Origin of the sequence: Vibrio sp. D420a (assembly GCF_030248625.1) — a bacterium.
In the GTDB taxonomy this organism is placed as follows: domain Bacteria; phylum Pseudomonadota; class Gammaproteobacteria; order Enterobacterales; family Vibrionaceae; genus Vibrio; species Vibrio fortis_A.
In genome coordinates this window covers 1-11,726 of the sequence record NZ_JAHGAN010000075.1, presented here as the reverse complement: position 1 = coordinate 11,726, position 11,726 = coordinate 1, and the positions used below count along the sequence as shown (strand labels likewise).

Genomic DNA, 11,726 nt, shown 5'->3' with positions numbered 1-11,726 from the left:
AGTTAAGCGCATTGGCGATTAACTTATGCGACACTAGCTCAGCTGGTAGAGCGCAACCTTGCCAAGGTTGAGGTCACGAGTTCGAACCTCGTGTGTCGCTCCATTTTTAGAGTTGTACATAAAGGGCATTCTAGTAGAGTGCAATCCTTGCCAAGGTTGAGGTCACGCCTAAGCCTTGAAGAGCGGGAACCTCGTGTGTCGCTCCAATTTCTTTCTAAGCTATCTAGCTTGGATATAGGCTGTAAGCCTAAGCTCTTTCTTTAATGCTGCGAAGCATCATCCCTTAAAAAGAAATCAATCCTCCAATACACTTGGTGGATATTTTTTTGTCTCAAATTTGTCTTAGCTAATGGAATGCTAATAACTATCAGGTTTCTAAAGAAGATATCTGAGGTTTTTCATATCTGTAAACAGACTTATCCACACTTTGTCTTATGTGGATAACTTGGTTGATAAAGTTATTTCAGCCTTAATCCTCAAGTGCTACTGAAAAGATCCTTCCTAATATAATTTCTCTAAATTGTTCTATTTTATTTTAAGTTGTTGTTTTTAATTGTTTTTGTTTGATTGGGTAGGTGGCTAAAAGGATCGTTAACTTGTTGTTTATTGATCTTGGTCATTTATCCGAACTGTGTTTAACTTTGCTGTTATGTGGAAAGTTTGAGGGAAATTAATTTCTTTTCCACATTATAAATTTTGAGAACAAGGTCAAACATTGTGCTTTAATTCTATGAAACAGCTTACCGTCATTTTGCCGCTAACCTTGGTGTATCGAGCTTAGCGACTGATATTCATGGTGAATACACTAAGCGTCTCTTGGAAGGCCTTTCTCTACAATTCGAATGAGTCGTTTTTTCTTGCTCTCAATCTTATTCACAGACTCTTGAGGAGAGATTGTTGAAAGGGCAGTTTGTACTGCATTGGGCAACTGTTGATTCTGCTTTTCTAACGCCCATTGGATATGTTCGTCGAGCATCTCATCATTACCTAAATGAGATTCTAAAATATCAATGATGCGTTGTTGGAAAGGCGCATTACCCATCGCAACGAATAAATTACGCAGCCATTGCGTATGTCCAATGCGTCGAATCGCAGAACCTTCCATCTTTTTCAGAAAGGTCGCCTCATCCCAGCTTGCCAGTGTTACTAGGTCGATATCTTGGAATGCTTCACGGCGATGAAAGTCGCTTTGCTTACTAACATCTGCATGTCGATTCCAAGGGCAAACCAATTGGCAGTCATCACAGCCATAGATTCGGTTACCAATCGCTTCACGAAACTCGAGCGGAATAACACCATCGAATTCGATAGTCAGGTAAGAGATGCAGCGACGAGCATCCACAATACCTTCTTCCACGATGGCACCAGTAGGGCAAGAAGTCATACAAGCAGTGCATTTGCCACACTCTTCTGTATTCGGTTCATCTACAGGTAGTGGAATATTGACTAGCAACTCGCCCAAGAAAAACCATGAACCTGCTTCTTGATCGAGAATGAGCGAGTGTTTACCCGTCCAACCTAGACCTGCCTTTTGGGCTAAAGGTCGTTCTAAAATAGGGGCAGAATCGACGAATGGACGATAGTCCAAACCCTCAATCTCTTTTTCGATTTTCTGACCGAGCTTCTTTAACTGATTACGAAACAGTTTGTGGTAGTCACGGCCCAGAGCGTAACGACTGATATAGCCTTGGGTATTGTCTGCAAGGTTGGTCGCGAATTGAGCTTCAGGTGGTAGATAGTTCATGCGAGCGCTGATCACTCGTACTGTACCCGGGTGCAATTCATCAGGCCTTGCGCGCATCATGCCATGGCGTGCCATCCAATCCATATCACCGTGGTAACCAGCATCTAACCAAGCTTGTAAAGCTGCTTCATGTTCGCTTAAGTCGACATCACAAATGCCTACTTTTTGGAAGCCGAGTTCTTGTCCCCAAGTTTTAATTTGTTCAGCAAGGTGGTCTAGATTCATAGCTTGGTCGCAACTTTATTCATAGCCTGGTAATCAGTTTATATCTTGGCATGAGCGAAAATGGGGGCGGATCTTAACGGATCTTAATAGTGTTGACCAGAACAGAGGCAAATTCATCGCTATTTTTCATATTACTTACACTTGAATGCTTGTCTCTCAAAACCTTCACGGTTTACTATTCTTGTTCTTTTGATTTTTATATAGTCAACGATCGATTTTTAGAGAACGTATTCATGAGCACAAAACAATTTACTTTGAAAGATGAGCAAGCAACGATTCAACTGGGGACGGAGCTTTCAAATCTATGCTCACAGCAAACTACTATCTATTTGCATGGCGATCTTGGCGCAGGTAAAACGACATTTAGTCGTGGCTTTGTAAAAGCGCTTGGTCATCAAGGAAATGTAAAAAGCCCAACGTATACTCTGGTTGAACCATATCAATTGGCAGATTGGCAGGTATATCATTTCGATCTATACCGTCTTGCTGATCCTGAAGAGTTAGAGTTCATGGGTATTCGTGACTACTTTACTCCTGACGCTATCTGCCTCGTTGAGTGGCCAGAGAAGGGTGAAGGTCTATTGCCAGAAGCTGATCTTGATATCGATATCCGTTACCAAGATGATCACCGAGTCGTCTCTTTAACCGCTAACAGTGAATATGGACAACGCTTACTTAGTCAGTTGGAGTTATGTTGATTTCTAAACGCCTTCTTTCCACAGTGGCCATGATGGCCGCTGTTTTCTCATTGCTGTTTTCTTCCCTTGCTGCTGCGAACTCTTTAAAAGGGCTACGTGTGTGGCCTTCCCCTGAAGAAACCCGAGTTGTTATTGATCTAAAGTCTGAAGCCGATTTTAGCTATTTTACTTTGACCAGCCCCAACCGTTTGGTGGTTGATCTTAAACGTACTAATCTCGCGACCAAATTACCGGTCACCGTTACAGATAGCCCTGTATTAAAAAAGATTCGCAAGAGCTCTCCTCCAGAGAAAACAACCTACCGTTTAGTGTTTGAGCTGAAGAAATCTACCAAAGCTGAAATCTTCAAATTGAGCCCGACGCCGGGTGGGCAATATGGCCACCGTTTGGTGATCGATCTTCCACATGGTGAAATGAAAAAATCATCGTCTAGCTCAAGCTCTTCGAGCAGTTCAACAGTGAGTAAGAGCATTGATCAAGTTCAGCGTAAAAAAGACATTTTGATCGTGATTGATCCTGGACACGGTGGTGAAGACCCTGGCTCTATTGGACCGTCTGGTAAATACGAGAAAAATACGGTCTTAAGCATTTCGCGCAAAGTCGCCGCTAAGTTAGATGCGGTACCGGGTGTGAAGACTCGTATGACGCGAAATGGCGACTATTTTGTTAACTTGAATCGCCGTGTTGCGATTGCTCGTGAAAATGAAGCTCATCTGTTGATTTCGATTCACGCAGACGCATTCACAACACCCCAACCTCGTGGTGGTTCTGTATTCGTACTCAATACTCGTCGTGCTAACACGGAAATCTCCCGTTGGATTGAGAACAAAGAGAAACAATCGGAGCTCTTGGGCGGCGGCGGTGCGGCTTTCACCAATAACATTGATGATAAGAACGTTAACCAAACTCTGTTAGACCTACAATTTAGTCACTCTCAGAAAGAGGGCTATAAATTGGCAACGGAAATCCTGGCTGAGATGGGCAAAGTGGCCAAGCTGCATAACCGTAAGCCAATCAACACCAGTCTAGCGGTATTACGCTCACCACAAATTCCTTCGGTGTTGGTAGAGACGGGCTTTATCTCAAACCCGACAGAAGAGAGACTGCTTTTCCAGCGCTCACATCAAGATAAGTTGGCGACCGCGATTACAACCGCGGTGGTGAAATACCTGAAAGCGAACCCTCCAGAAGGAATAGTGCTATCTAACACAGCAAGGCCTACACCGGCTCCAGTCGCTTCTAGCATTACTCATAAGGTGTCGCGCGGTGAATCACTGTCAGTGATTGCGAAGAAGTACGGAACTACCACTCAAAACTTGGTAGCGATGAACAACCTAAAATCCACAAGCTTGGCTATTGGCCAGAAGTTGAAGGTTCCAGGGGCTAACCAGAGCACAAGTAACAATGTTGAACGACGCACGGTGACTCATGTGGTTCAGCGTGGTGAGTATTTAGGTGGTATCGCTAATAAATATGGTGTGACTGTTTCAGCAATCAAGCGCGAGAACAACCTAAGATCTGACGTCTTAAAAGTCGGTCAAAAGCTTAAGGTCACCATTAGCGTTAAGGCACTACCACTACGCAAACACAAAGTTGTGCGCGGAGACTACCTTGGTAAGATCGCCTCTAAATATGGGGTGACGGTAGACAGCATTCGTAAGGCAAACAAACTGCGTTCTGACGGCTTAGCCGTTGGGCAAGTATTGGTGATTCCTCACAAATAATGAGTAGAGAGCCAGAGCGAGTAGAGAACCATTATGACGATTAAGATATTACCAGCGCGTCTTGCTAACCAAATTGCAGCCGGAGAAGTGGTCGAAAGGCCAGCTTCGGTTGTTAAAGAGTTGGTGGAGAACAGTTTGGACTCTGGTGCAACCCGAATCGACATTGATATCGAGAAGGGCGGCGCTAAGCTGATTCGTGTTCGTGATAATGGTAAAGGCATCGTCAAAGATGAGTTAGGGCTGGCGCTAAGCCGACATGCGACATCAAAGATTCATACCTTAGATGACCTTGAAGCGATTGTGAGCCTTGGCTTTCGTGGTGAAGCGCTCGCGAGTATTAGCTCGGTAGCGCGTTTAACCATGACTTCTCGACCAGCGACGCAAGACCAAGCGTGGGCTGCGTACAGTGAAGGGCGTGACATGGCGGTAAAACTACAGCCAGCTGCACACCCAATCGGCACCTCCGTCGAAGTCTTAGACCTATTCTTTAATACACCGGCAAGACGTAAGTTTTTGCGTACTGAAAAAACCGAATTTACTCATATTGATGAGCTGCTAAAGCGCATTGCCTTGAGTCGTTTCGATGTGACGATTAACCTGCGTCACAACGGTAAGATGGTGCGCCAATACCGTGCAGCGAAAACGGAGATTCAAGCCGAAAAACGTATTGCGGCTGTATGTGGTAATGCGTTTGTGCGCCATATGCTCAAGATTGAGTTAGAGCATCAAGGTCTCAAGCTCCATGGCTGGATTACTACGCCAGAAGGTGCAAGACAGCAGAGCGATCTGCAATACTGCTATGTGAATGGTCGTATGATGCGCGACAAGCTGATCAATCACGCGATTCGTCAAAGCTACGAGACCAGCCTGCGTCCTGATCAGTTTGCCACCTACGTGCTGTTTATTGAGCTCGATCCACACCAAGTGGATGTCAACGTTCACCCAGCTAAGCACGAAGTACGTTTCCATCAAGCGCGTCTGGTGCATGATTTTATCTATCAAGCGTTAAGCGATGGATTGGCGCAAACCAAACAGATTGAAGCCGCGCCACTCAATCAATCTGCTTTTCACCAAGTTGAGCCTGAATCGCGTGATGAAGCCACTGGTTACTCTGAAGCTGTTAATCACTCAGAGGGTGTTGATACCTTTGTTTCGTCACTAACCTCACGGCCCTCTTCGCCAATAGGTGCTGCTCAAGCGTCGGAGCGAGCAAGAGAGGCGATCGATAAGACACCTGCTTATCCAAGAAAAGCGGAATCAGAGCATGCTCAAGAGTCGGTTCAAGATCGTGCACCGAGTTATAGCCAGAGTCACTCAAGAGCGGGCACTCAATCAGAGGGCGAACGAAGTTCCGGTTATGGTGGTCGAGTTGAACAAGCGACCAGCTTTACTGGTTCTCCGCGTCAGGAGTGGATTGAATCTCGTCCTGCGCCAAAACCTGATAAGCCTTCGAACCAACATCATGCAGAACCGGCACCGTCTAAGCGTGAAGTGAAAGCCTACAAAGAGCTACTGCAAACACCAGAGTTTCCAAACTCAACCGCAAGCGACAGTGCGCTTTCAAAAGATTCATCGTCGAGGGCAGCTCCTGTAGTCGAACACTCACCGGTTGAAAGGCCGATCATTGCCGAGCTTGGCAAAGCGATTACTGTGGTGAACCAGCAGTATTTGGCGATGGGAAGTAAAAATGGCTGCTTGTTGTTATCACTGGCGAAAGCAGAATATTTGCGTGTGGTGGGGCAACTGAATAGCCAACATGGCGCTTTGAAAAGTCAGCCGTTATTAGTACCTCTATCGATGAAAGTTGGTAGTGAGTTGGTTGAGGTGATGAAAACACTGAGCCCTCAACTGAACTTGTTAGGCATCGAGCTTAAAGCCAGAAACAGCGAAGCGATTATGGTGATGGGAGTGCCATCACCTCTAAGGCAGCAAAACTTACAAACTTTAATTCCAGATCTGTTATCGTACGCGGCTTCGCTCAATATCCAACCCAACGACGCTCAAAGCATGCAACAGTTGGTTAATTGGATTGGTGTCCAAACCGCGCAGGTAAAAAGCGACTACACTTTATCTGAAGCGGTTCAATTAGTTGGGGAACTTGAACAGCTCTGGCACGGTCTACTTCCATTAGATGACCCTGAGTTTGTAAACCCAGTTGATTTTTCAGCGACCATTGCAGCATTTACGGTTTAATTTATTGAGTTGCGCGGTAAGTTTGCGCAGCACTAAGCTCTGAAAAACAGAGCGCTCTAACAGAGAAGCAAAAAACAAATATCATGACTCAGAAACTACCTTTAGCACTGTTTTTAATGGGGCCAACCGCATCAGGTAAAACAGATCTAGCCATTCGCCTACGTCAGAAGTTCCCAGTAGAGATCATCAGTGTGGACTCGGCGTTGATCTACAAAGATATGGATATTGGTACTGCGAAACCAGACGCAGAAGAGTTAGCACTTGCTCCTCATCGCTTGATCGATATTTTAGATCCAAGTGAATCCTACTCTGCGGCAGATTTTCGTCGTGATGCGCTCAAAGAGATGAACGACATCGTTGCAGCAGGAAAAATACCATTATTGGTCGGTGGTACTATGCTTTATTACAAGGCATTGCTAGAAGGGCTATCCCCTTTACCAGCGGCAGACCAAGAGATTCGTAAACAGATTGAAGCAGAAGCTAACGAGCACGGTTGGCAAGTTATGCACGATCAATTAAGAGAGATTGATCCAGTATCTGCAGAAAGAATTCATCCGAATGATCCACAAAGATTGTCAAGAGCATTGGAAGTTTTTCGAATTTCGGGTAAAACATTAACAGAGCTAACTCAAACGAAGGGCGATAGCCTGCCATTTCGTGTGAAGCAATTTGCTATAGCTCCCAAGGAAAGGGCTGAACTGCATCGTCGAATTGAACTGCGTTTCGAGAAAATGATAGAGGCAGGTTTCGAAGATGAGATGAAAGCGTTATACGCTCGAGACGATCTTCATCCTGATCTACCATCGATCCGTTGCGTAGGGTATCGTCAGATGTGGGACTATTTAGATGGGAATTGTGACCTTGACGAAGCGGTGTTCCGTGGAGTCTGTGCAACCCGTCAATTGGCCAAGCGCCAAATCACCTGGTTACGCAGTTGGGATGATTTGACTTGGTTAGATAGCGAAAACATTGAACAAGCGCTAGAAACTCTTTCAGATGCAATAGCATCTGACTAGCATAGCTGTGTATAATGTGATCGCTTTTGCGTGAATATACTCTGGAAAGGATCCGTTATTGAGGCTTTTTAAACTTACAGCCTTTCAATAACAACGGAGTTTTTTTATTCGTTTAGCTCAGATGCAAAGGCCGCACCTTTTTGTGCACCACTAGCTAAATAATTACAACAAAATACAAAATAAGGAAAATAAAATGGCTAAGGGGCAATCGCTGCAAGACCCATTTCTAAATGCACTACGTCGTGAGCGCATTCCAGTGTCTATCTACCTTGTAAACGGCATTAAGCTGCAAGGTCAGATCGAATCTTTTGATCAGTTCGTGATCTTACTGAAGAACACAGTAAACCAAATGGTTTACAAGCATGCTATCTCTACAGTGGTTCCTGCTCGTGCAGTTAGCCACCATAGCGGTGAGCGTGCACCAGCTGATCGTTCAGAGAAATCTGAAGATTAATCGTTCAATCAATACAGCTAAAGCTGTAATAAGGAGTTGGTTGCTTGTTTGACCGTTATGAATCCGGTGAGCGAGCCGTACTTGTTCATATCAACTTCACGCAAGAGGGTGAATGGGAAGACCTAAGCGAATGTGAAATGCTGGTCTCCTCTGCGGGGGTAGAAACACTACAAGTTATTACTGGTAGTCGTCAGTCCCCGCACCCTAAATACTACGTCGGAGAGGGTAAAGCCCAAGAAATCGCTCAAGCCGTTCAGCTAACTGGGGCTGAAATTGTGATTTTTAATCACGCCCTCTCTCCTGCCCAAGAGCGTAACCTAGAGCACTTGTGTAAGTGTCGTGTGATTGACCGAACCGGTCTTATCTTAGATATCTTTGCACAGCGTGCGCGAACTCATGAAGGTAAGCTACAAGTTGAGCTTGCTCAGCTTCGCCATATCTCTACTCGACTGATTCGCGGTTGGACCCACCTTGAGAGACAAAAAGGTGGCATCGGTCTTCGTGGTCCAGGTGAAACTCAACTAGAAACAGATCGACGTCTGTTGCGTGACCGTATAAAAGCGATATTGCGTCGTTTAGCTAAGGTAGCTAAGCAACGTGAACAGGGCCGCCGTGCTCGTAATCGAGCTGAAATCCCAACCATTTCTCTTGTTGGTTATACCAACGCAGGGAAATCAACACTGTTTAACCAGATCACCCGTGCTGGTGTTTACGCGGCAGACCAACTGTTTGCAACGCTAGACCCAACACTACGCAAAATCGATCTGACTGATGTAGGTCCGGCAATCCTTGCAGATACTGTAGGATTTATTCGTCACCTACCGCACGATTTAGTCGCGGCATTTAAAGCAACGTTACAAGAGACGCAGGAAGCTGACATTTTGTTACATGTTGTTGATGCCAGTGATGACCGCTTTCGTGAGAATATTCAGGCAGTTCATGATGTATTAGAAGAAATCGATGCTCATGAGGTGCCAACCCTTGTAGTCATGAACAAGATTGACTGCATGGAAGACCAAAAACCTCGCATTGAACGAGACGAAGAGGGCGCACCACGCGCTGTTTGGGTCTCGGCAATGGAAGGGGAAGGCATTGAATTACTGTTTGAGGCGCTGACAGAACGTCTAGCAAGCCAAATGGTTCAATATCGACTGTGCATTCCACCTCAACATCAGGGGCGTATTCGTAGTCTGTTTTTTCAGTTGAAATCTATTCAACAAGAAGAATATGATGAAAATGGTAACCTGTTGATAGATATCCGAATGCAACAAGTGGATTGGTCTAAACTAGAAAAAAGAGAAGGGGCACTCTTAGGTGACTTTATCGTTACCACAGAGACTGCTACAGTATAACGTCATATCAAATGATGGAGCTTTCTAATGGCGTGGAATGAGCCTGGAAATAACAACGGCGATAACGGCCGCGATAATGACCCTTGGGGTAATAAAAATAATCGCGGTGGCCGAGATCAAGGACCGCCAGACTTAGACGAAGTGTTTAACAAACTGAGTCAAAAGTTGGGTGGCAAGTTTGGTAAAAAAGGTGGCAACGGTTCATCTGTTGGTGGCGGTGGTGCGATTGGCTTTGGTGTCATCGCAGTTATTGCTATCGCTATCTGGTTCTTTGCGGGTTTCTACACCGTAGGTGAAGCAGAGAGAGCTGTGGTACTTCGACTGGGTCAGTTCGACCGTATTGAAGAGCCGGGCTTAAACTGGCACCCACGTTTCATCGACCAAATCAGCGATGAACAGCTGGTTAACGTTCAAGCGATCCGTTCACTGCGTGCCTCTGGCACCATGCTGACTAAAGACGAGAACGTAGTAACGGTTGAAATGGGTGTTCAATACCGTGTTTCAGACCCATACAAGTACTTGTATCGTGTTACGAATGCTGATGACAGCTTACGCCAAGCAACAGATTCTGCGCTTCGTGCAGTAATTGGTGACTCGCTAATGGATAGTATCCTAACCAGCGGTCGTCAACAGATTCGTCAAAGCACTCAAGAAACATTGAACCGCATTATCGACAGCTACGACATGGGTATCCTAATCGTAGACGTGAACTTCCAGTCGGCTCGTCCACCTGAGCAAGTTAAAGATGCATTTGATGATGCAATCGCGGCTCGTGAGGATGAAGAGCGTTTCGAGCGTGAAGCAGAAGCTTACCGAAATGACATTCTTCCTAAAGCAACAGGTCGTGCAGAGCGTTTGAAGAAAGAAGCTGTGGGTTACTCAGAGCGCACTATCAATGGTGCACTTGGTCAAGTAGCTCAGTTTGAAAAGCTACTTCCTGAATACCAAGCAGCTCCAGAAGTAACACGTAACCGTCTGTACCTAGATACAATGGAAAAAGTGTACTCAAGCACATCTAAAGTGCTGATTGACTCTGAATCGAGCGGTAATCTACTTTACCTACCGATTGATAAGTTAGGCGCTCAAGGTGGTTCTAAGTCGGGCACTCGCTCTACTAAAGCACCATCAACTTACGATCAGATTGAACTAGAAACTCAAACTGAAACGCCATCGAGCTCTCAGTCTCGTTCAGATAGCTCACGTCAAGGGAGATACTAATAATGCGTAAGTTAATGATCCCTGTATTGGTTGTTGCGCTAGCACTGATGTTGATGTCTGTGTTCGTGATTCCAGAAGGCGAGCGCGGTATCGTGATTCGTTTCGGTCGTGTATTGAAAGATAACAATGACATCTCTCGAATCCACGAACCTGGTCTGCACTTCAAACTACCACTGTTTGACCGTGTGAAAACACTAGACGCACGTATTCAAACAATGGATGGCCGTTCTGACCGTTTCGTAACGTCTGAGAAAAAAGACGTGATCATCGATTCGTACGTGAAATGGCGTATTCAAGACTTCGGTCAATACTACCTAGCAACGGGTGGTGGTAACGCACTAACAGCGCAAGCACTTCTAGAGCGTAAAGTGACAGACGTTCTTCGTTCTGAAATCGGTTCTCGTGAAATCAAGCAAATCGTATCAGGCCCTCGTAATAACGATGTACTGCCAGATTCTGCTGATAGCGAAGAAGTAACAACGGTTGCTGCTGCTGAAGCGCTAGAGGTAGATGGTGAGCGTGACAAGATCATGGAAAACGTTCTTGCGGATACACGTGAAAGTGCACTGAAAGATTTAGGTGTGGAAATCGTCGACTTCCGTATGAAGAAGATTAACCTTCCAGACAACATCAGTGACTCGATCTACAAGCGTATGCGTGCAGAGCGTGAATCGGTTGCTCGTAAGCACCGTTCTCAAGGCCGTGAGCGTGCTGAAGTAATTCGTGCACAAGCTGAACTAGAAGTAGCAACAGTGCTGGCAGAAGCTGACCGTACTGCTCGTGTTACTCGAGGTGACGCAGACGCAGAAGCAGCGAAGATTTACTCTGACGCTTACAACAAAGATCCTGAGTTCTTTGGCTTCATGCGTTCACTGCAAGCTTATGAATCATCATTTAGCGACAAGAGCGACATTCTAGTACTGGATCCGAAGACAGACTTCTTCCAATACATGAACAACGCAAAAGGTGTACAACCTCAATAAGCCCACAGGCTAAATTGAATCTTTGTACTGCTAAGACATAAAGCAAAAGGCTCCCACGACGGGAGCCTTTTTAGTTTGTATCGACAATCTAGATGTCTTTCAATCCTTCTCGAATCTCG

At 45.5% G+C, this 11,726-nt stretch carries 9 protein-coding genes and 1 tRNA gene; 9 read left to right on the top strand and 1 reads right to left on the bottom strand.

Features of this window, described 5'->3' with window-relative positions:
• Positions 1-27 precede the first annotated feature (27 nt).
• A tRNA-Gly gene (locus tag KI743_RS23850) sits at positions 28-103 on the top strand.
• Between the two features lie 702 nt (positions 104-805).
• Here KI743_RS23850 and queG read toward each other — a convergent pair.
• Entirely contained in the window at positions 806-1,969 is a 1,164-nt protein-coding gene (gene queG / locus KI743_RS23845) for a tRNA epoxyqueuosine(34) reductase QueG (protein ID WP_285468522.1), read from the bottom strand.
• A 233-nt stretch (positions 1,970-2,202) separates the two neighbouring features.
• On the opposite strand from queG, the gene tsaE reads away from it, so the two are divergent.
• The 8 genes from tsaE (at position 2,203) to hflC (ending at position 11,607) form a co-directional block, all read left to right on the top strand.
• Positions 2,203-2,667, top strand: a complete 465-nt coding sequence (gene tsaE, locus KI743_RS23840) for a tRNA (adenosine(37)-N6)-threonylcarbamoyltransferase complex ATPase subunit type 1 TsaE (RefSeq protein ID WP_150872913.1) — start codon at positions 2,203-2,205, stop codon at positions 2,665-2,667.
• On the top strand, positions 2,661-4,391 hold the full coding sequence (locus KI743_RS23835) for an N-acetylmuramoyl-L-alanine amidase (RefSeq protein WP_285468521.1): 1,731 nt from the start codon (positions 2,661-2,663) through the stop codon (positions 4,389-4,391). Before tsaE ends, KI743_RS23835 begins: the two co-directional genes overlap by 7 nt.
• A 33-nt stretch (positions 4,392-4,424) precedes the next feature.
• Complete coding sequence (mutL, locus tag KI743_RS23830; RefSeq protein WP_285468520.1) at positions 4,425-6,584, top strand: DNA mismatch repair endonuclease MutL; 2,160 nt, start codon at positions 4,425-4,427, stop codon at positions 6,582-6,584.
• Between the two features lie 83 nt (positions 6,585-6,667).
• On the top strand, positions 6,668-7,600 hold the full coding sequence (miaA, locus tag KI743_RS23825) for a tRNA (adenosine(37)-N6)-dimethylallyltransferase MiaA (protein WP_032551488.1): 933 nt from the start codon (positions 6,668-6,670) through the stop codon (positions 7,598-7,600).
• A 193-nt stretch (positions 7,601-7,793) separates the two neighbouring features.
• Positions 7,794-8,054 (top strand): RNA chaperone Hfq, encoded by a 261-nt coding sequence (gene hfq, locus KI743_RS23820; RefSeq protein ID WP_032551489.1) that lies wholly within the window; start codon positions 7,794-7,796, stop codon positions 8,052-8,054.
• Positions 8,055-8,098: 44 nt separating this feature from the next.
• Positions 8,099-9,406, top strand: a complete 1,308-nt coding sequence (hflX, locus tag KI743_RS23815; protein WP_032551490.1) for a ribosome rescue GTPase HflX — start codon at positions 8,099-8,101, stop codon at positions 9,404-9,406.
• Positions 9,407-9,433: 27 nt separating this feature from the next.
• Entirely contained in the window at positions 9,434-10,624 is a 1,191-nt protein-coding gene (gene hflK / locus KI743_RS23810; RefSeq protein WP_285409151.1) for an FtsH protease activity modulator HflK, read from the top strand.
• Between the two features lie 2 nt (positions 10,625-10,626).
• Positions 10,627-11,607 carry a protease modulator HflC gene (gene hflC / locus KI743_RS23805; RefSeq protein ID WP_032551492.1) on the top strand — a complete coding sequence of 327 codons (981 nt, stop codon included), beginning with the start codon at positions 10,627-10,629 and terminating at the stop codon, positions 11,605-11,607.
• Positions 11,608-11,726 lie beyond the last annotated feature (119 nt).

What these genes read in the sequence shown, in the direction of transcription:
- queG (WP_285468522.1), bottom strand. Translation starts at nt 1,969, where the DNA reads ATGAATCTAGACCACCTTGCTGAACAAATTAAAACTTGGGGACAAGAA.
- tsaE (WP_150872913.1), top strand. Translation starts at nt 2,203, where the DNA reads ATGAGCACAAAACAATTTACTTTGAAAGATGAGCAAGCAACGATTCAA.
- KI743_RS23835 (WP_285468521.1), top strand. Translation starts at nt 2,661, where the DNA reads ATGTTGATTTCTAAACGCCTTCTTTCCACAGTGGCCATGATGGCCGCT.
- mutL (WP_285468520.1), top strand. Translation starts at nt 4,425, where the DNA reads ATGACGATTAAGATATTACCAGCGCGTCTTGCTAACCAAATTGCAGCC.
- miaA (WP_032551488.1), top strand. Translation starts at nt 6,668, where the DNA reads ATGACTCAGAAACTACCTTTAGCACTGTTTTTAATGGGGCCAACCGCA.
- hfq (WP_032551489.1), top strand. Translation starts at nt 7,794, where the DNA reads ATGGCTAAGGGGCAATCGCTGCAAGACCCATTTCTAAATGCACTACGT.
- hflK (WP_285409151.1), top strand. Translation starts at nt 9,434, where the DNA reads ATGGCGTGGAATGAGCCTGGAAATAACAACGGCGATAACGGCCGCGAT.
- hflC (WP_032551492.1), top strand. Translation starts at nt 10,627, where the DNA reads ATGCGTAAGTTAATGATCCCTGTATTGGTTGTTGCGCTAGCACTGATG.